20 protein-coding genes are annotated in these 19,419 nt (G+C 68.6%); 10 read left to right on the plus strand and 10 right to left on the minus strand.

Features of this window, described 5'->3' with window-relative positions; all coding sequences use genetic code 11:
• Positions 1-4 precede the first annotated feature (4 nt).
• Both ACT6XY_RS03040 and ACT6XY_RS03045 read left to right on the plus strand, forming a co-directional pair.
• Positions 5-970, plus strand: coding sequence for an ABC transporter substrate-binding protein (locus ACT6XY_RS03040; RefSeq protein ID WP_444746852.1), 966 nt, complete (start codon positions 5-7; stop codon positions 968-970).
• 10 nt (positions 971-980) lie between these two features.
• On the plus strand, positions 981-1,328 hold the full coding sequence (locus ACT6XY_RS03045; protein ID WP_444746853.1) for a hydroxyisourate hydrolase: 348 nt from the start codon (positions 981-983) through the stop codon (positions 1,326-1,328).
• Positions 1,329-1,381: 53 nt separating this feature from the next.
• Here ACT6XY_RS03045 and ACT6XY_RS03050 read toward each other — a convergent pair whose 3' ends face one another.
• The 5 genes from ACT6XY_RS03050 to ACT6XY_RS03070 form a co-directional block, all read right to left on the minus strand.
• A complete protein-coding gene (locus ACT6XY_RS03050; protein WP_444746854.1) occupies positions 1,382-1,744 on the minus strand; it encodes a hypothetical protein in 363 nt (120 codons plus the stop codon).
• Positions 1,745-1,814: 70 nt separating this feature from the next.
• Positions 1,815-2,096, minus strand: coding sequence for a hypothetical protein (locus tag ACT6XY_RS03055; protein ID WP_444746855.1), 282 nt, complete (start codon positions 2,094-2,096; stop codon positions 1,815-1,817).
• A gap of 8 nt (positions 2,097-2,104) precedes the next feature.
• Entirely contained in the window at positions 2,105-3,376 is a 1,272-nt protein-coding gene (locus ACT6XY_RS03060; RefSeq protein WP_444746856.1) for a hypothetical protein, read from the minus strand.
• 153 nt (positions 3,377-3,529) lie between these two features.
• Positions 3,530-3,889 carry a hypothetical protein gene (locus ACT6XY_RS03065; protein WP_444746857.1) on the minus strand — a complete coding sequence of 120 codons (360 nt, stop codon included), beginning with the start codon at positions 3,887-3,889 and terminating at the stop codon, positions 3,530-3,532.
• Positions 3,890-3,900: 11 nt separating this feature from the next.
• Positions 3,901-4,254, minus strand: a complete 354-nt coding sequence (locus ACT6XY_RS03070) for a hypothetical protein (RefSeq protein WP_444746858.1) — start codon at positions 4,252-4,254, stop codon at positions 3,901-3,903.
• A 626-nt stretch (positions 4,255-4,880) separates the two neighbouring features.
• Between ACT6XY_RS03070 and ACT6XY_RS03075 the strand changes: the two genes are divergently transcribed.
• Positions 4,881-5,330 carry a MarR family winged helix-turn-helix transcriptional regulator gene (locus tag ACT6XY_RS03075; protein ID WP_444746859.1) on the plus strand — a complete coding sequence of 150 codons (450 nt, stop codon included), beginning with the start codon at positions 4,881-4,883 and terminating at the stop codon, positions 5,328-5,330.
• Here the strand turns inward: ACT6XY_RS03075 and ACT6XY_RS03080 are convergent.
• The 4 genes from ACT6XY_RS03080 to ACT6XY_RS03095 form a co-directional block, all read right to left on the minus strand.
• Positions 5,314-5,685 (minus strand): response regulator, encoded by a 372-nt coding sequence (locus ACT6XY_RS03080; protein ID WP_444746860.1) that lies wholly within the window; start codon positions 5,683-5,685, stop codon positions 5,314-5,316. The genes ACT6XY_RS03075 and ACT6XY_RS03080 overlap by 17 nt on opposite strands.
• Positions 5,666-7,891, minus strand: coding sequence for an ATP-binding protein (locus ACT6XY_RS03085; RefSeq protein ID WP_444746861.1), 2,226 nt, complete (start codon positions 7,889-7,891; stop codon positions 5,666-5,668). Before ACT6XY_RS03085 ends, ACT6XY_RS03080 begins: the two co-directional genes overlap by 20 nt.
• Before the next feature lie 524 nt (positions 7,892-8,415).
• The gene (locus tag ACT6XY_RS03090; RefSeq protein ID WP_444746862.1) at positions 8,416-9,534 is read right to left on the minus strand and encodes an extracellular catalytic domain type 1 short-chain-length polyhydroxyalkanoate depolymerase; all 1,119 of its coding nucleotides are present in this window, start codon (positions 9,532-9,534) and stop codon (positions 8,416-8,418) included.
• 90 nt (positions 9,535-9,624) lie between these two features.
• Entirely contained in the window at positions 9,625-10,536 is a 912-nt protein-coding gene (locus ACT6XY_RS03095; RefSeq protein ID WP_444746863.1) for a LysR family transcriptional regulator, read from the minus strand.
• A gap of 155 nt (positions 10,537-10,691) precedes the next feature.
• Between ACT6XY_RS03095 and ACT6XY_RS03100 the strand changes: the two genes are divergently transcribed.
• Positions 10,692-11,855 (plus strand): mandelate racemase/muconate lactonizing enzyme family protein, encoded by a 1,164-nt coding sequence (locus tag ACT6XY_RS03100; RefSeq protein ID WP_444746864.1) that lies wholly within the window; start codon positions 10,692-10,694, stop codon positions 11,853-11,855.
• A gap of 11 nt (positions 11,856-11,866) precedes the next feature.
• On the opposite strand, the gene ACT6XY_RS03105 is transcribed toward ACT6XY_RS03100, so the two are convergent.
• Entirely contained in the window at positions 11,867-13,270 is a 1,404-nt protein-coding gene (locus ACT6XY_RS03105; RefSeq protein ID WP_444746865.1) for an aminotransferase-like domain-containing protein, read from the minus strand.
• A 106-nt stretch (positions 13,271-13,376) separates the two neighbouring features.
• Here ACT6XY_RS03105 and ACT6XY_RS03110 point away from each other — a divergent pair, with 106 nt between their 5' ends.
• From ACT6XY_RS03110 to ACT6XY_RS03135, 6 genes are all read left to right on the plus strand, one after another.
• A complete protein-coding gene (locus ACT6XY_RS03110; RefSeq protein ID WP_444746866.1) occupies positions 13,377-14,240 on the plus strand; it encodes a DMT family transporter in 864 nt (287 codons plus the stop codon).
• Between the two features lie 87 nt (positions 14,241-14,327).
• Positions 14,328-14,723, plus strand: coding sequence for an STAS/SEC14 domain-containing protein (locus ACT6XY_RS03115; protein WP_444746867.1), 396 nt, complete (start codon positions 14,328-14,330; stop codon positions 14,721-14,723).
• A gap of 113 nt (positions 14,724-14,836) precedes the next feature.
• On the plus strand, positions 14,837-16,288 hold the full coding sequence (gene hydA / locus ACT6XY_RS03120) for a dihydropyrimidinase (protein ID WP_444746868.1): 1,452 nt from the start codon (positions 14,837-14,839) through the stop codon (positions 16,286-16,288).
• 91 nt (positions 16,289-16,379) lie between these two features.
• Entirely contained in the window at positions 16,380-17,411 is a 1,032-nt protein-coding gene (locus tag ACT6XY_RS03125; protein ID WP_444746869.1) for an extracellular solute-binding protein, read from the plus strand.
• Positions 17,408-18,538, plus strand: coding sequence for an ABC transporter ATP-binding protein (locus ACT6XY_RS03130; protein WP_444746870.1), 1,131 nt, complete (start codon positions 17,408-17,410; stop codon positions 18,536-18,538). Before ACT6XY_RS03125 ends, ACT6XY_RS03130 begins: the two co-directional genes overlap by 4 nt.
• Positions 18,535-19,416, plus strand: a complete 882-nt coding sequence (locus ACT6XY_RS03135; protein WP_444746871.1) for an ABC transporter permease — start codon at positions 18,535-18,537, stop codon at positions 19,414-19,416. Before ACT6XY_RS03130 ends, ACT6XY_RS03135 begins: the two co-directional genes overlap by 4 nt.
• Positions 19,417-19,419: the final 3 nt, after the last annotated feature.

The following is a 19,419-nucleotide window of genomic DNA, read 5'->3' on the forward strand; positions in this document are numbered from 1 at the left end:
GGCCATGCTCCACGTCCGCTTCATTCTCAACACCTTCGTCTCCGGCCCCCAGGCCTGGTTCTTCGTCGCGGACGACAAGGGCTACTTCGCCGCGGAGGGACTCGAGGTCACCTTCGTTCCCGGCGACACCCTCGCCAACGCCGTCCCGAAGGTCGCATCCGGCGCCTTCGATCTCGGCTACGGCGACCTCAATGCGGTGATCACCCTCGCCGCGGAAGCCCCGGGCGTCGCTCCCCCCGCCGTCTTCATCATGCACAACACCTCGCCCTACACGATCGCGGTGGCAGCGGACGGGCCCGTCAGGACGCCCGGCGATCTGGCGGGACGGAAGCTTCTCAGCCATGCCAATGATGCTGCCTGGAAGATGTTCGACACCTTCGCCGCAGCGACGAGCCTCGATCCTGCGCGCGTGACCGTGACACCCGACGCCCGCCATCACCGCGAGATGCTGCCCCTCGTCCTCGAGGGCCAAGCGGACGGGCTGTTCGGCTTCGTCAACACCCTGGCATCGGCCGCCATCGAGGCCGGGCTCGACCCGGCGCGCTTTCGCCATTTCGAATGGCGGACCATCGTCCCCGACCTCTGCGGCGCGGCGGTCATCGCCAGCCCGGCCTTCATTGCCGCGCATCCCGATGCGGTCCGCGGCTTCGTGCGGGCCGTCAACCGGGCTCTGGCGGATGTGGTTGCCGATCCTCCATCGGGGATCGCCGCCGTGCAGCGGCGCGACCCCGGCATCGACGTAATGGCCAACCTCGCGCGGCTGAGGGGAACGCTCGCCCTCGAGATGGCGCATCCCGACGGTGCCATCCACGGCATCGGCGCCGTGGACCCCGCCCGTCTCGACCGGGCCATCGACCTCGTGGCAAAGGTCAAGGGCCTCCGCCGCCGGCCGGCGACAGCCGCGGTCTTCGACCCCCGCTTCCTGCCCGCCGCTGACGATCGCGTCAGGGCTCTCGCCCGCACACCTTGAGGATCACGGAATGACCGCCGGAGGAATTTCGCTCCATGCCGTCGATGTCGTCAGCGGCCATGCTGCGACGGGGATGTGGGTCACGATCCGGCGCATCGCGCCCGACGACGTCACCGTGGCCGAGGGGACCCTCGGAACCAACGGGATGCTCGACCACCCCGTCGCCGCGGGCGAGGGAATAGTCGCCGGCGTCTACGTCGCTTCGTTCGCCATCCGCGACTTCTATACGCCCCGAGGCATTCCCTGCCCCTTCCTCGATCGTCTCGACTTCCGGTTCGTCATCGACGATCCGGGGCCGCACGTGCACCTGCCCCTGAAGTTCTCCCCCTGGGGCCTCGCCCTGTTCCGCGGGGTCTAGGAGCGGCGTCAGGCCGTCGAGCCGTGCCTCGCGGCCCGATCTTGCGGCTCGGATTACCGAATCTTGCCGATGAGTGCGCCGCCGCGGTCCGAGATGAGCCCGCCGCCGCGATCCGAGATGAGGCTGCCGCCGCGTTCCGAAATGAGGCCGCTGCGCGCGTTGATGCCGCCCGGCTGCAGGGCCGGTCGGGTCGAGGGGGGCTGCTGGACAAACCGCGGCTGGGCTACGGGAGCCGTGGCGCGCGGCGCCTGGTAACCCGGCGCGCCGGGCATGCGGCGCGGGTTGTTGTCCCACGGGGCGCAGCCGGACACCCAGACGTTGACGTAACCGCCGCAACCTGCGGCGAGCGCAGGGGCGCTGGAGGTCAGGGTCGCCGCGACGAGCGCGGCGGAAGCGAGGAAACAGGCTGTCCTCATCGTCGGGTCCTCCCGGGGGCTGGAACTCCGGAGCGCTGACGGCACGGACGCAGGAGCGCCCGCGCGCTCCTCACGGATGCACGACGTCGATCTCGTAGAAGGCCCGCAGGTTGCGCAGGGTGGGGTCGCGGGCCGCGTTGTCCTGGCTCGGCAGGACCGGCAGGATGAAATAGGACAGACGCGACTGGCCCCGCACGTTGGCGATGGTCCGGGCGGCCTGCGCCAGCGCGGGATTGACGCAGGTGCCCTGCAACGTCCGGCCCTCCGGACATATGGCCTGAGGCTGCTGGGCCGTCGCCGCCTGCGGCGCCATGGCCAGGGCGAGAGCGAATGCTGCGGTGAGGGTGCGCATGGGGTGCCTCAGAACGTGATGTTGCCGCCGAGGGACACGGTCCACCCGGTGAACGACAGGGCGGGAATGGCGCTGCCGGGGATGACGCCGCCGAAGTCGATGTCCGGCCTGCTCGACTGGTTGACCCAGAAGTGCTCGAAGCGGCCGGTGATCGCGGCGTTCGGCGCCACCTGATAGCGGGCGGAACCGCCCAGGCCCCATTTCGTCTTGGCGGGGATGAACTGGAAGGCCGTCGGGATATAGGCGTTGGCGTCGCGGTTGAACCAGGTGCCATAGACGCCGAGCGTCCAGTCCTGCGTCACGCGCCAGGAATGGTCGAGGCGAAGCCGCAGGGCGTTGCTGTTCGAGTTGAAGGCTTCACGCTGGAACTGGTTCAGCGCCAGGATGAAATTGGCGTTGGACCGGGTGTGGCTGTAGGCGGCCGTGAAGGTCGTCTGGTGCTCCGGGCTCCAGGTATAGGCCGCGGTGCCGGTCAGAGCGAAGGAATCGCCCTGGATGACGGCGAGGCCGCCGTCGATCCGCGTCGCACTCGTGTAGGTATAGGTCGCCGCGGCGCGCAACAGCAGAGCCCCCATCATGTGAGCCAGCTGCGCCGTGCCCGAGGTCGATGCACCCGGCTGGATGCGCGTGTCGGGGCCGCCGAAGATGTCGGTGGGGTCGCGGGTGAAGCCGCCGCGATGGGTATGGCTGACGCTGAAGGTCGCCATGGAATTCTCACCGATCGGCACGTTGGCGCCGAGAGTTGCTCCGAGGTTGAAGCCCTCGCCGAAGGTGGGGACCTCGACGAGATCGGGATCCATGCGGGCGAAGGCCGACGTTCCGTTGAGATAGGCGCTGCCGGTGGGAAGGTTGGCGTTGAGCGCGAAGAAGGGCTGGATGCCGGGGGTTCCGAGCCAGGTGACGGTGCCCGAGACGACGGTGTCCGTCATGGTCCTCACGGTACCGACGAGGCCGCCGCCCGCATTCTGGCGGGCCTCGACGAGGCCGGTGCGGGCGAGGAGCTCCAGCTTGAGGTCGGGATTGACGAGGCCGGTGAGCGCCATCGCCATCGGCATGTGGAACAGCGAGCCGCGGGCCGGCGTACCGGGAGCATAGCTGTTGGGAAAGCCGCGCGGACCCGACCACGAGGTGTAACGGGCCTCTGTGTCGAAGACGAGCGCCCATCCCGACGACACCTGCACGGCGGTTCCGACGGGCTGGGCCTGAGCCGCCACATCCGCCCCCCATGCGGGGAGCATGATTGCGGCGATCCCGAGTGCGGTCACGTAACGCTTCACCACGGAGGCTTCTCCAATCTCAGACCCACACGGCATCGCATCGGCCTTCAGGGCATACAAGCCCAACGCAGGCTCAGTGAGCTATTCAGTGACGTATGTGGCTTCTGTGCATCACCGCGGGCATCGAGCGTTGGCCGCGGACGATGCCTCGGCCCATCACCGCCGCATGGTGCTGCCGCGGGCGCCCAGTCCGTTATCGGAGATGAGGCCGCCCCGGTTGTTGCTGATGAGGCCGCCCCCGTGGTCTCCAACGATCCGGCCTCCGCCAAAGGTCGGCTGTGGGATGACTCTTGGCGGCGAAACGATCCGCGGCTGCCCGATCACCGGTGACGTCGGGCGCGGGGCGGCATAGCCGGGCGCCCCGGGCATGCGACGGGGATTGTTGTCCCAAGGCGCGCAGCCCGAGACGAAAACGTTGACGTAGCCGCCGCAGCCGGCTGCCCGAGCAGGCTGCGGCAGCGTCACCGCCGCAAGGGTGACGAGGCCGACGACAGCTGAGGCCGAGAGGTGCTTCATGGTCATGATCCTCAACGACGCATCGAGCCGGCGCTGTTGCCGCCGAGGCTGGCTCCGTCACGCGCGATGACGCCACCCCGATTGTTGCTGATCAGCCCACCACCCTGGTCTGAAATGAACCGGTTGCCCGTCGTCGGTGCGACGATCCGCGGCGGTGGAGCCGGGGCCGCGATCCGCGGTGCCGTCAGACGCGGCGCCGCGTAGCCGGGGGCGCCCGGCATGCGGCGGGGGTTGTTGTCCCAGGGGGCGCAACCCGACACGAACACGTTGACGTAGCCGCCGCACCCCGCCGCCTGAGCGACGGGTGCGTGCAGGAGCAGAGCGCCGCCCGTCAGGGCAACCGCCGCAATCGCCGAAAGCCTCATGGATCCCTCCCCGTCGCCCCGACGCCCCGTCCCGACGATATCGTGAACCGCTTCCGTAGGCGTCATTCGATTTCCCCAAAGCCTATTGGTGCTTACATCAGTCGTCAATTGGCTCGCTCTGCGTTTTTCGCGCGTCTTTCCTTCGGATTTTACGGGGTTATTATTGTGTATACATTCAGTTCTTCACAGTTTATCGTAAATCTCACCAGCGGTTTTGCACTCTATACATATGCAGCCCATCGGCCTTCAGAGCGCACCGCCAGTTTTTCTGAAAACCAATATCGTGCTACGCCGAGGATCAGCTTTGTAGCTCACTGAGCTATACATGTCGTCACGGCTGACGCGGCATTGGGATACCGCGGTTCGCTTGGTTGCATTTCGGCTCATCGGTGATCGGTGGGAAGATGCGGACGGGGTAAACTGAGGTTCGCTCGAGCCGGGTGAGCCACATTGCCTCACTGCCGACGCCCATCGCCCGCTTGCGCGCATCGGGGTGAGCCGGCTATGTCGGGCGCAAGTTGCACCCCGCGCCCCCGGACGGGCAACCGGCGCCGTTCGCCGTATCAGGGGATCGGTGCCTGGGGGCCCGGCGCGGTCGTGCCGAGGTTCCAGCATGCAGGCTGCCGATGGCGACCAGAACAATTCAGACGGCCCTTTTGGCCCGGCTCGTCGAGCAGACCAGCCGCGCGATCCACTCTCGCGGTCATAGTCATGGGCTGTTTCCGGCGCAGTGGACCGCCCTGCGCTATTTCGCGGGCGCCGAGCCCGGACTGCGCAGCGCCAGCGCCCTCGCCGCCTACCAGGGCATGGCCTTCGGTCCCGTGTCCCGCACGGTCCGCACGTTGATCGGCAAGGGGCTCCTCAAGAAGAGCGAGGCGACGCGCGGCCGGTTCGAGCTGGTCGAGGTGACGGAAGCCGGACAGGCCCTGCTCGGCAAGGACCCCATGCTCGGCATGGTCGAAGCGCTGGAGGGCCTGTCCGCGCCGGACCGCAAGGTGCTCGCCCTGGCGCTGGAATCGGTCCTGTTCCGCCTGCAGGGCGCCGACGGTGAGGAAGGCCTCACCCCGGAGGCCTGAGCCCTTCCACCAGGGCCACGAGGCGGCGGTCGTCGAAAGGCTTCACGAGGACGTGGTCTGCCCCCCAGACCTCGGCCAGCGATCCCGCGAGTTCGATCGACAGCTTGGGGCCACCCCCGGTGATGACGATGACCCTGGGGGCATCGGGGCGCTCCCTGACCTGCTTGATCAGGCGAAGCCCATCACCGTCCGGCATCCAGATGTCGGTGACGATGACGTCGAAGTCGCCGTCTTCCACACAGGCGAGGGCCCGGCTGCCGCTGGAGGCCGTGCTCACCGTGTGACCGGCTGCCTCGAGAGCGGCGGCGATGGACACCTGCATGGCAGGGACGTCGTCAACCACGAGAATGTTCATCCATCGCCTCCCCTTCCCGAGCGGTTGGTTCCGCTCGCGGCAGCATGATCGTGACGCACGTCCCCTTGCCCGGTACCGACGCGATCTTCAGCTCGCCGCCCCAGCTCAACGCAAGCCCGTGCACGATCGACAGTCCGAGTCCAGTGCCCTCACCCAGCGACTTGGTCGTGAAGAAGGGCTCGGATGCCCGCGACAGGACCGCCTCGTCCATGCCGACACCGTCGTCGGCGACGGCGAGCTCGAACGTCTTGCCCGAGGGCCCCTCGGCTGCGGCGTAGGTCAGGCGGACGACACCGCCGCCACTCGTCGCGTGGACGGCGTTCGTCACGAGATTGGCGACGACCTGGAACACCTCGGTCACGGGAACCACCGGGCCGTCGTCGGTCCCGATCCTTGCGTCCAGCGTCGCCGACGCCGGGACCAGCGCCTGCACCTCGTCGATGATGACGGCGAGAGCGGTGCCCACCGGCGCCCGTTTGCCCTCGCCCGGCACGGGCCGGACGGAGGCCAGCAGGGCCGAGACGATTTCGGCAGCCCGCAGGCCGGACGTGCGCACGATCTCCAGCCAACGCCGCCGCTCGTCGCTCTCGGCGAAGGATTCCCCTGCCCGCCGGCTGAGGTTGATCACAGGATGGAGCAGGTTGTTGATCTCATGGGCGACGCCGCCGGCCATCTGTCCGATCGCCGCCATCCGGCGCTGCCGGTTGCTCCGTTCGGCTTCGACGACGTCGTCCGTCACGTCCGAGACGATCCCCCGCCAGCCGCCACCCGCGATGGGCACCGCCGAGAGGTGCAGGTGGCGGACGCCGCCCGCCGCGTCCCCCCGTAGCAGGGGCGCCCGCGAGAGGGCCGCCCCCGCCTTCAGACGGGCCGGGCCGTCCTGCTCCAGCACCGCCTGGACCTGCTGCCCGATGGAGAAACCCGCCACGGCGCAGGCCGGGCCTGAGGCGAAGGTGATGCGTCCGGACGCATCCGTTTCCCAGAAGCTGTCCGATGCACTCTCGGCAAAGGCCTGGATGCGGGCAGCGTTCTCGGCGACGGCCTGGGTGAGCGCGTTCTGCCGGGCACGGATGTCGTTTGCCGCCGCGATGCCGGCCAGAAGGAGCGAGGTCGCGAAGGCCGGGTAGAGAAGATTGATCAGGATGGGGTTGAAGCCTTCCTGCGGGACGAGGTCGGGCATGAGCCGGGCGATGCCCGTCGCCAGCGCCGGCCCCCAGCACAGGACGAAGACGAGCGAGCGGCGCACCTGCACCATCGCCGTCGCCACGACCAGCGACAGGACGGTGACGATGGTGGTGAGGCCGATGACGGGACTGAACCGCCGCAGGAGGGGCGATCCGAGGGCCGTCGCAACCGCTGCCGCCAGGGTCAGGATCACCAGCAGCACGACAGCGGCCTCCAGCACGCGCGCGGCCCGCGGAAAGCTCTCGCGCACGTGCAGGGCCCGGACCGCATAGAAGAGCGAAGTCGTGTAGATGGCGAAGGTCGCCGTGATGGAGACGACGCGGGACAGATCCGCCGCCCCCGGAATGATGTAGGTCTCGATGAACGCCTGATCGCCCATGATGTGGCAGACGAAGCTCAGGGTCAGGATGGCGAGGGCGCCCGTGGCCGCGTCACGGCTGGCGATCGCACCCGCCGCGAAATAGACCAGCAGCGCCAGAAGAACACCGAAGATCACGCCGAAGAACATCGTCTCGGCCGCATAGGTGGTCAGATAGCTCGATGCATTCTGCGCCCAGACGGCGGCCCGCATCGACGAGGGTGTGTGGAAGCGGATGAAGACGGTCTCGCCGCGCGCCGCCTCCGGCAGCGCGACCGTCGGATATCGCGTCGACAGAAGGGCCGTTTCGGCCGGCACGCCCAGACGCCAGGCCCGCGTCTCGAGGCCGTTGCCACGGGGCCAGTAGAGGTCAAGGGTGCGGACGCGGGCTTCCCGGAGGGTGAGCACGAGCGAGCCGCCTTCCGTGGCAAGCTCACGGGGCACGACGAAGCGCAGCCACATCGCTGCATGGGGACCGTGCGCGGCGCCGTAGTTCGCTGCCTTCACGCCGTCGGCGCGCGTGAAGCGGGCGGCGCCGGTGGGACTGGTGACATCGGCGATCGTCAGCGTTCCCGGCAGGTCGATGAGGTAGTCCGCACGGGGTCCGACGAAGACGCTGGAGGTCGCGGAGGCGGGATACGACAGGAGAACGGCGACCACCATCGCGACCGCCGCGACGACTGCGTTCAGCTGTTTTCGTGTGCAGCCCGCGATCCCCATTCCATAGCCATAGACTCGCGGAGAACACGAATCCATCTGCAATTGCTCGGTGAGCTACGGCGAGCCCTGCCCGACCCGGAATGGGCTGAGGCACGGTCCCCGGAACGGAAGGCGGGCGCGGCGAGAGGCCGTCCGACCGAGGCCAGGCGGGAACAGTCTGTCGCACCAGCTGTTACGTCTTCGGGCCGAAAGCGCGGGACACCCCACGCTTGCCGTCTGATCGGAAGTCTCATGCCCTGGCGATTGCTCCTTTCCGTCGCCTGCATATCGGCCGCCGCTGCGGCGATGATCCTGGCCGCCGCCCTGTGAACCCCGATTTTTTCGCACCCGACCTCGATACCACGGAGCCGAGCGGCGACCTCGTGCGTTAGACCTTCAGGAGAAAGGTCGATGCACCACGTCAATGTCGCCTTCGCAGTCTTCGGCATTCTGGTCATTGCGGGCATGGCGGTCTTCGCGATCGCCGGCTAACGCATCAGTCCAGCCGCCCGCAGCGCATCCTCGATGACTTTGCCGACGCCTCCGGAAGACGTTCCGCCCTGCCAGGGGAGCGCAGGCGCCTCGTCGACCGGCCTCGTGGGCCGCGGGGACGATCTCTCTGCACGATCCTCTTCCGGCAAGGACAGCTCGCTACCCGGGGCGGTCAATTGCCAGAAGCGGGCGATGTGGCGGGTCGAGGAAATCCCCGCATCGAGCATGAAGGCGCCGGGCGCCCCGATGTCGTCGGTACCGTCGAGCGGCGTGCCGTGGCCCATCCCCGTGATCTCATAGGCCTCGATCCGGGCCGTGCCGGCGGCATCGCGCCAGACCCGCTGCCGATGCCGGCCGAGGGCGTTCCGTTCCGAACTCTCCCGCGCAAGGCCATGCAGACCGCGCCATTGCCCGACGAGGGCGTCCATGTTGACGGGCGCGACGGTCGCGTCGGCGGTGCCGTGCCAGAGCGAGAGCGTGGGCCAGGGGCCCTGATGCCTCGAGGCCTGCCGAACTGTCGCCTCCAGCTCCCGCTCGGAAGGCAGCCCGTGGCCGCGCATCCGGTCGAAGGCCTCCGGCACTGAACCGGCACACCCGAACGGCAGCCCGGCGATGATGGCGCCGCCCGCGAACAACTCGGGATAGGTCGCCAGCATCGCAGCGGTCATGGCCCCGCCCGCGGACAACCCGGTGATGTAGATCCGGGTCCGGTCTATTCCGTGCCCCTGCACCACCGCATCGACCATCCGCGCGATCGACAGGGCCTCTCCGGAGCCGCGTGCGACATGCTGGGGTGCGAACCAGTTGAAGCAGAGGTTGGCGTTGTTCGGCCGCTGCTGCTCGGGAAACAGCAGGGCGAAGCCGTGGCGGTCGGCGAGACGGGACCAGCCCGTGCCATGATCATAGCCGGCGGCGGTCTGGGTACAGCCGTGCAGGGCGACGACGAGTGGCGCGTTGCGCGGCAGGTTCGCGGGAACGTAGATGTGGGCGCCGAGCGCGCCCGGATTGGCGCCGAAGTCGGCGAGCCTCGACAGCCGTGAGATCGGCGGCGGGTGAGCGCCAGCCAGTCCGCGGCCCGATTTCAGGCGGGCGATCGTGTCGGAAATGCTGCGCATGCGGCTGTCCCCTGCGGTCATGCCGATACAGCGATGACACGTTCCCAACTGCCCGCCGTGCACTATGTTGCACTGCAAGAGGGAATTGTTTCAAGCGGGATCGGCGGGGAGCCCGCGCCACAGCGCCTCGGCGGCCGCCCCCAGCGGCCCCACCGGCCGGCGGAGCACGATCTGCAAGGGAATGGTCCAGCGATCGTCCCCCGAGGCGCTCACCAGCCGCCGGCCGCGCAGACTGTCGGAGACGAGCGACAGCGGCAGCCAGGCGATGCCACGGCCGTCCTCGGCGAGGCGCAGCAGGGCCGTCGCCAGCCGCGCCTCCAGGACCTTCGTGACCCGCGGCGCGGCGCTGCGCGCCCGCCAGTCGGCCGCCAGGATCCTGCCGAGGCCCGACTCGGGCGCGTAGGACAGGAAGGGCGCCGGTTCGCCCGGCGACGCGGGCGCGACGGACCACCGCGGCCTTCCCGATCCATCGGGCGCACAGAACGGCGCGAGGACGTCAGACCCGACCTGCCGGCAGGCGAAGCGGGCTGCGGGAAGAAGGCCGCCGTCGGTCGCGTGGCGATGGCACAGGAGGAAGTCCGCCTCACCCGAGAGCATCATCTGCTCGCAGGCATCCATGCTGTCGGACAGCAGGCTGAGGGCCCCGAGACGACCGGCATCGATGTTCGACCGAGCCCATTCGGGAAAGAAGGTGAAGGAAAGCGCATGCGTTGCGGCGATGGTGAGGGCCCTTTCAGCCCGTCCGGCTGCCTCCAGGGCTTCGGACCGGGCCAGTCTGAGGGCCTGAGGCATGGCCTCGACCAGGGCGTGGAAGCGTTCGCCCGCCGGCGTCAGCACCGCGCGGCGCGGAAGCCTGCGGACGAGCGGTACCCCCACCCAGCGTTCGAGCATCTGGATGCGCCGGCTGAAGGCGGGTTGAGTCACATGGCGAGCGTCCGCGGCGCGCGAAAAGGTCTGGTGCCGCACCAGGGCGACGAGATCCTCGATCAAACCGATATCCACGGCGCCTATCCCATGCACAGCCGGCATGGATTCTAGCATGATCGGCATTGGACTGGAGAGGGCGAATTCTGCGATCGAGAGCCGAACAGGGCCGTCGCGAGCTCTTCCCAGGGGACGAGCACGGGAGCGGAGGCCAGACACGCGGGAGCCAGGGCATGCGCATCGTCGATATCTGCGAAGTCACCAAGCCGATCGCCTCGCCGATCCGCAATGCCTACATCGACTTCTCGAAAATGACGGCGAGCCTCGTCGCGGTCGTGACCGACGTCGTGCGCGACGGGCGGCGGGTCGTCGGCTACGGATTCAACTCGAACGGCCGCTACGGCCAGGGCGGGCTCATCCGCGAGCGGTTCCGCGGGCGCATCCTCGAGGCGGAGCCAAAGAGCCTCGTCAACGATGCCGGCAACAATCTCGACCCGCACCGCATCTGGGCGGCGATGATGGCGAACGAGAAGCCGGGCGGCCACGGCGAGCGCTCGGTCGCCGTCGGCACGCTGGACATGGCGATCTGGGACGCCACCGCGAAGATCGCCGGCAAGCCGCTGTTTCGGCTGCTGGCCGATGCGCACGGGCGCGAGGCCGAGCCCTCGGTCTTCGTCTATGCGGCAGGCGGCTACTATTATCCGGGCAAGGACGACGCCGCGCTGCGGGCCGAGATGCGGTCCTATCTCGACCGCGGCTACACCGTCGTGAAGATGAAGATCGGCGGCGCGCCGCTGGACGAGGACCGCCGCCGCATCGAGGCCGTCCTCGCCGAAATCGGAACCGGGGCGCGGCTCGCGGTGGACGCCAACGGCCGCTTCGACCTCGAGACTGCGATCGCCTATGCCAGGATGCTCAGGGACTACCCGCTGTTCTGGTACGAGGAGGCCGGCGACCCGCTCGACTATGCGCTGCAGGCCGCGCTCGCCGGCTTCTATCCCGGCCCCATGGCCACGGGCGAGAACCTCTTCAGCCACCAGGATGCCCGCAACCTCCTGCGCTATGGCGGCATGAGGCCGGACCGCGACTGGCTGCAGTTCGACTGCGCGCTCTCCTACGGCCTCGTCGAGTACCTGCGCACGCTGGACGTGCTGGCTGAATGCGGCTGGTCACCCGCACGCTGCATTCCCCATGGCGGCCACCAGATGTCGCTCAACATCGCCGCCGGCCTCGGCCTCGGCGGCAACGAGAGCTACCCCGACCTGTTCCAGCCCTATGGCGGGTTCCCGGACGGCGTGAGGGTCGAGAACGGCCGGATCACCATGCCGGACCTCCCCGGCATCGGCTTCGAGGGCAAGAGCGACCTCATCACCGTCATGCGCGAACTGGCGGAGTGACGGAAGACGCGTCAGGATGCCGACCGCATCGCCTTGCGCAGAATCGCGAAGATGCGGGGGTCGGAACACTGGGCGACGTTGAAGCGCAGGAAGCCGCGGGCGGTCTGCGACAGGCTGAAGGCGTTGCCTGGCGCGAGGACGACGTTGTCCGCGAGGGCGCGGCGCGCGACCTCCGCCGCATCGAGATCCCGCGGCAGCCTGCACCAGAGGAACATGCCAGCCTCCGGCTCGAGCCAGGGGGTGAGCCCGAGTTCCTTCAACTTCGCGCTCGTCTCGGCCCGCGCCCCGGCGAGCCGGGCGCGCAGCGCCACCACGTGGCGCCGGTAGGCCCCGTCCGTCAGGGCCGCGAGCACCAGTTCCGCGGAAAGGCCGGCGCCACCGAAGGTCGTGGCGATCTTCAGGTCCGCGAGACCCTGGACCCACGAGGGCCTGCAGGCCAGGAACCCGCAACGGACCGAGGCGGACAGCGTCTTGGAGAAGCTTCCGCAGGAGATCACCCGCTGGAGCCCGTCGAAGGCGGCGAGCCGCGGCGCCGCCCTGTCCTCGAAGTCGGCGAAGATGTCGTCCTCGAGGATGGTCAGATCGGCGCGCTCGGCGAGCTTGAGGAGGCGATGGGCGACGATCGGGGACAGGGTCGCGCCGGTCGGGTTGTGGATGCCGGAATTGGTGATGTAGAGCCGCGGGCGGTGCTGGAGGAGCGCCTGTTCGAAGAGCTCGAGGTCCGGACCCTGCGGGGTATAGGGCACCGAGACCACCTGCGCCCGGTGCGCCCGCAGCAGGGCGTGGAAATTGAAGTAGCAGGGATCGTCGACGAGGACCGTGTCGCCCGGCTCGATGAGGAACCGGCAGACGAGGTCCAGCGCCTGGGTGCCGGATTCGGTGAGGATGATCTGGTCGGACGAGACCTCGATCCCCTGCCCCAGCAGCCGACGAACGATGACCTGCCGCAGCGCAGGCAGGCCGAGCGGCGTGCCGTAGTCGGTGAGCGCGACCGCATCCGCGCGCGCCATTGTCCGCAGGGCACGACGCAGGCTCTCTTGCGGCATCCACGAGGGCGGCAGCCAGCCGCATCCGGGCTTCAGAAGGTCCTCGTTGCGGCCGAGCGATTGCCGGGTGATCCAGAGCGGATCCACCTCCTGATCCAACTTCGGGCCGAGATCGGCGAGGGACAGCGGCGCCAGCGGCGCATCGACATAGAAGCCGGAGCCTGGGCGGGAGCGGATGACCCCCTCGGCGGACAGGCGCTCGTAGGCCTCGACGACGGTGGACTTCGACACCTTCATCGCCGCTGCGAAGGCGCGGATCGACGGCAGGCGGGCGCCGGGCCCTAGGGCACGGGTCAGGACGCGTTGCCTGACCTCACCGACCACGCGATCCGTGAGACTTCCCGGGAGGCCGGCGTCATGGCGATCCATCCGTACTGCTCACTGGCTGATGACAGTTTCCCAAAATTGTACCGAAGCGTCCCTTGAAGAGCCAGCACCCGTCTGCATGGTGCGGCGACCCATGGGAGGTGCGACAATGGACAGGGCTACGGAAGGCTGGATCAACGGCCTCCTCGGCGTGATCATCTTCAGCGGATCCTTGCCGGCGACGCGCGTCGCGGTGGTCCACTTCGAGCCGATCTTCCTCACCGGGCTCAGGGCGACCATCGCAGGGGTCCTCGCGGTCGGACTGATCGCGGTCTTCCGCGTGAGGAGGCCGCTCCGCAGCGACCTCACGCCGCTCGCGGTCGTCGCCCTCGGCGTGGTGGTGGGGTTCCCGCTGATGACGGCGCTCGCCCTGCAGCACATCAGCGCCGCGCGTTCGATCGTCTTCATCGGCCTGTTGCCGCTCGCCACGGCCACCTTCGGCGTCCTGCGCGCCGGGGAGAGGCCGAGGCCCGCCTTCTGGATCTTCTCCTGCCTCGGCAGTGCCCTCGTGGCGGGCTTTGCCTTCTCCAACGGCGGCGCGTCCTCGGTCACCGGGGACCTGCTGATGCTGGCGGCCGTGCTGGTGTGCGGCCTCGGTTATGCGGAAGGCGCGAAACTGTCGCGCCGGCTCGGGGGCTGGCAGGTCATCTCCTGGGCCCTGGCGCTGTCGCTGCCGGTGATGGCGGTCCTCGCGGCGGCGAGCCGACCGGCCTCGTTCAGCGCCGTCACCGCGCCGGCGTGGATCGGCCTCGCCTATGTGTCGCTGTTCAGCATGCTGATCGGCTTCGTGTTCTGGTATCGCGGCCTCGCCCTCGGCGGCATCGGCGCGGTCGGCCAGTTGCAACTGCTGCAGCCCTTCTTCGGCCTCGCCCTCGCGGCCACCCTCCTCGGCGAGCCGGTGAGCGCGGCGATGATCGGCGCGACGGTCGCCGTGGTCGCCTGTGTCGCCGGAGCGAAGCGATACGGAACCTGAAGGCGGCCTCCGGATTGGAACGGTGCGGCGGGTAACGGGGTCGACCCCGGTCCCGGCGCGCCGGACGACCTGCGAGGAGCGACATCCATGACCATCGCATCGGCGCCGGGGCGCTCCATCCGACGGCAGGAGACGGGACGCCCCGATCTGCTGGGCTTCGAAATCTGGGGCAGGATCGACAAGGCCGACATCGCGTGGATGGCGGGCCAGGTTCAGGATGCCTTCGCCAAGGCCGACGTCATCGACATCATTCTCGTGATGCACCATTACGACGGCGCGGAAATGGGGGCCGTCTTCGACATGGAGAGCCTGAAGGCTCAGGCACGCTCCGTGTTCCACGTCCGCCGCTATGCCGTGGTCGGCGCGCCCGCCTGGGCCAAGGCCATGATCACGCTGATGTCGCCCCTGTCCCCCGTCGAGGCGCGGGCCTTCCCCCTCGACGACCTCGACGAGGCGTGGCGCTGGGTCCGCAGCGCGGCGTGAAACCGCAGCGGGCCGACGACCTCCGCTCCGGGTGACGCGCGCCGGGCATTCGGCACGACAGTTGCTGACCCATCCCTCGCAGCGCCGCGGTGACGGCGCCGAGGAGATGCCCCATGGCAGATTACGACATGATCGTTCGCGGCGGCACCATCGCGACCGCCAGCGACGTTTTCCGGGCCGATCTGGCGATCCGCGACGGTCTGGTCGCCGCCGTCGGGGAGAATCTCGGGACAAGCGCGGAGGTCATTGACGCGTCCGGCATGCTGATCCTTCCCGGCGGGGTCGATACCCACGTCCATCTCGAACAGACCGGGCTCGGGCCCGAGATGTGCGACACCTGGGAGAGCGGCACCGCCTCGGCCGCCGCGGGCGGCACGACCACCGTCGTCTGCTTCGCGTGGCAACCGAAAGGCGGCTCGCTCGCCGCCGTCGCCGCGGACTACCGGATCAAGGCGCAGAAGGCCCGGGTCGACTATTCCTTCCACCTCACCGTGACCGACCCGACGCCGGAGGTCCTGGAGGTGGAACTGCCGCAGCTGATTGCCGAAGGCTGCCGGTCGGTGAAGGTCTTCATGACCTATGACGGCGTCCGCCTCGACGACCGCCAGGTGCTGCGCGTGCTGGCGGCGGCGCGCCGCAACGAGGCTCTGGTCTGCGTCCACGCGGAGAACCACGACCTGATCGCCTGGCTAACTGAACAGTTGGTCTCTGCTGAATTAACTGTGCCTAAATTTCATGCATATGCCAAACCAATGATCGCCGAGCGGGAGGCTGTATACAGGATCATCAGCCTCGCGGAGGCGCTCGACGTCCCCATCCAGATCTTCCACGTGTCGGGGGCCCAGTCAGCCGAGGAGATCGCCCGGGCGCAGGCCCGCGGGCTCAAGGTCTGGGGCGAGACCTGTGTCCATTACCTGACGCTGACGGCCGCCGACCTGGACCGGCCCGGTTTCGAGGGTGCCAAGTACATCTTCGGCCCCCCGGCGCGGACCGAGGCCGACCAGGAGGCCCTCTGGGGCTATCTGAAGCGCGGGGTCATCGAGGTCATCTCCTCGGACCATTCGCCGACCCGCTTCGACGACCCCAAGGGCAAGAAGTTCGCGGGCGACCCCGCCCCCTTCAACAAAGTGCCGAACGGCATCCCCGGGCTCGCAGCGCGGCTACCCGTCCTCTTCACCGAAGGGGTCTCGAAGGGCCGCATCGACCTGCAGACCTTCGTCCGTCTCACCAGCACCAATCCGGCGAAGCTTTTCGGCCTCTTCCCACAGAAGGGCAGCCTCGCCGTCGGCAGCGACGCCGACTTCGTGATCTGGGACCCGGAAAAGGCGGTGACCCTGACCAACGCCCTGATGCACCACGGCGGCGACTATACGCCCTACGAGGGCTACCGGACGCAGGGCTACCCCGTCGCCACCTACCTGCGCGGACATAAGGTCTTCGACGGCGAGACCGTTGTCGGCGCCGCGGGCGGCGGGCGTTTCATCGCGCGGGAGCCCTACCCCATGATCACGCCGCTCCAGCGTTTCCCGACGCCGTTCAACGCCGTCGACGGCACCCTCACCTGACGTAACGTCATATCCATCGCCCGGCTGGCACGGCGCTTGCGAGCGATCCGGTCGAGCGCAACGCCGCTTCCTCACGCAAGGATGACGCAGAATGGCCTCCCCGACCCGCATCTCGCGCCGTACATTCGCCGCCGGCTCGCTCCTCGCCGTGACCGGCTTTCCCAACATCGTGCGCGGCCAGACCCGCGAGATCTTCGTCGGCGGCCCCGCCTCGCCGGGGCTGACGGACATCCTGTTCCCGGTCATCGAGCGCAAGCACAACATGAAGATCCTCTTCGAGGGGACCAACTCGCTGATCAACCTGGAGAAGATCCGCGCCAACAAGGCGCGTCCGACGATGACGGTGACGATGATGGACGATCCCGTCCTCGTCCTCGCCGAGCGCGAGAAGGTCATCCGGAAGCTCCCCGCCGACATCACCAACCTCGCCGACGTGCCGGCTGCAGCGAAGCCGCGCGACGCCATGTGGGTGAACTGGTGCCAGCCGATGTGCTCGTTCTCCTACAACAACCGCGCCCTGCCGCAGGGGCTCGCCTCCTACAACGACGCCTGGGACCGCAAATTCCGCGAGCGCATCATCATGATCTCGATGCGCATCACGCAGGCGGTGGCGCCGCTCGTCGCGGCCGCCTCCTACGCCACCAAGAAGCCTCTCGATCAGGCGCTGAAGGAGTGGGGCGCGGGCATCGAGCGGCTGAAGGAGCTGCGCCCGAACGTCATCCAGGTCTCGTCCAACGCGCCGCAGGCCCAGCAGTTGCTCGAGACGGGCGAGTGCGACCTCTACATGGCGCCGGATTCCCGCACGACGCTGTTCCGCAAGGCGCAGGGCGCGCCTGTCGACCAGGGAATGCCCAAGGAAGGCGTGCTCGCCATGCCCGCCGGCGTTGCGCTGGTCGAGGGCGGCCCCAACCAGGACCTCGGCATCGCCTTCATCAACGAGATGCTGAACCCGGAGACGCAGGCCCTCATCGCCCGGACCTTCTGGTCGAAGCCCACCAACGCCAAGACGGTCCTGCCGCAGGGCATCAGCTTCCCCGAACTCATCGCGCTCGACTGGGAGTATTTCGCCGACAATCGCAACGCGATGATCGAGCGCTTCGAGCGTGAAGTTTCCTCGCGATGAGCCAGCAGGCGACGGCCCTGCCGCCCGCGGCAGAGGCACAGCATGAGCCGGGATACCTGGCGGTCTCCAACGTCACCAAGCGTTTCGGGGCCGCCACCGTTCTCGACAGCCTGAGCCTCTCCGTCGGACGGGCCGAGTTCGTCTCGCTCCTCGGCCCGTCGGGCTGCGGAAAGACGACTCTGCTGCGGCTGATCGCCGGCCTGCTCGCGCCCGACCAGGGCGCGATCGAGGTGGGCGGGCGCGACCTGACGCGGGTCGCCGCCCACCGGCGCAACATCGGCGTGGTGTTCCAGAACTATGCGCTGTTTCCGCATCTGACTGTCGCGGAGAACATCGCCTATGGTCTCAGGGCCAAGGGCGTGCCGAAGGCCGAACAGGCGAAGAAGGTGGCGGACGCCCTCGGGCTCGTGCGCATGGAGGCCTTCGCCGACCGTGCCGTGACGGCGCTCTCCGGCGGCCAGCAGCAGCGCATCGCGGTGGCGCGCGCCGTGGTGGTGGAGCCGAGCCTCCTCCTCCTCGACGAGCCCTTCTCGGCGCTCGACCGCAAGCTGCGCGAGACCATGCAGATCGAGCTGCGCCACATCCTGCGCAACCTCGGCATCACGTCGATTTTCGTCACCCACGACCAGGACGAGGCGCTCGTCATGAGCGACCGCATCGCCGTGATGAACGAGGGGCGGATCGAGCACCTCGGTACGCCATCCGAGGTCTATGCCCGGCCGAAGTCGCTCTACACGATGGAGTTCGTGGGCCAGTCGAGCCGCATCGGCGGGGTGGTGACGGGCGGGCGCGACGGCATCGTCGAGATCGACACCCCCTTCGGCATCATCCGGGCGCCGGGCCATTTTCTCACCGGCAGCAAGGTGGTCGTCGGCGTCCGGCCGGAAGCGATCGCCGCGGGCGAAGGGCCGGCCGGCGAGTACAACACCGTGCGGGGGACCGTCGCCGAGGTCATCTATTTCGGCTCGCGCACCCTCCTCCACTTCCGCACCGCGCAGGACGGCGACCGTCTCCACGTCGAGCTGAACCGGCTGCCGGACACCGTCGCGCCCGGCGTCGAGATGACGGTGCGCTGGCGGCTCGACGACAGCCGCGTCTTTCCCGCACCGGGCGGTGCCGACCGATGACGCTCGCCCGAGACGATCTGGCGGTGATGCCGGCGGCGAGGCCCGCCCGCTGGTCGTTCGACGCCAAGGCGCTGATCGCCGCGCCGGGCCTCGTCTTCATGGCGCTCGCCTTTGCCGTGCCGGTTCTGATGCTGGTCGGCGACAGCTTCGTCGATCGCGACGGCTTCAGCCTCGCCGGCTACCGCAAGGTGCTCGGCGACCCCTACTATGTCGGCATCATCGGCAATTCGCTGCAGCTCGCCTGCATCACCACCGGGGCGTGCCTCATCATCGGCTATCCCGCCGCCTGGGCGCTGGCCCGCATCCGCGGCGCCTGGCAGGTGATCCTCTTCGCGCTGATCTTCCTGCCGCTGACCGTTTCCATCGTCGTGAAGACCTTCGGCCTGACGATCATGATGCGCCGCGACGGCATCATCAACTTCATGCTCGTCAACCTCGGCTTCATCGAGCGGCCGATGCGGCTCGTCTTCACCGAGTTCAGCCTCTATTTCGGCATGGTCAACGTCTTTCTGCCCTTCATGATCCTGCCGCTCTACTCGGTCATGCGCATGCTGGATCCACGCCTGCTCGACGCTTCCGCCTCGCTCGGTGCCGGCCCGGTCCACACCTTCCTGCGCGTGACGCTGCCGCTCACCATGCCCGGCATCATCGCGGGCGGGACGCTCGTCTTCTCCATTTCGGTGGCGGCCTATGTGACGCCGGGCCTGCTCGTCGGCGACCGCTTCATGACCATGTCGCAGGTCATGGCGAAGGCCTATCTCAACATCCGCGACTTCCAGCTGGGCGCGAGCATGGCGGTGATCATGCTGGTCATCTCCGCAGCGCTCATCCTCGCCTCCTCCTACCTCGTCCGCACGCCGGGCGGAGAGAGGCGCTGACCC

The sequence above is a fragment of the Phreatobacter sp. genome, assembly GCF_052440005.1.
Lineage (GTDB): Bacteria > Pseudomonadota > Alphaproteobacteria > Rhizobiales > Phreatobacteraceae > Phreatobacter.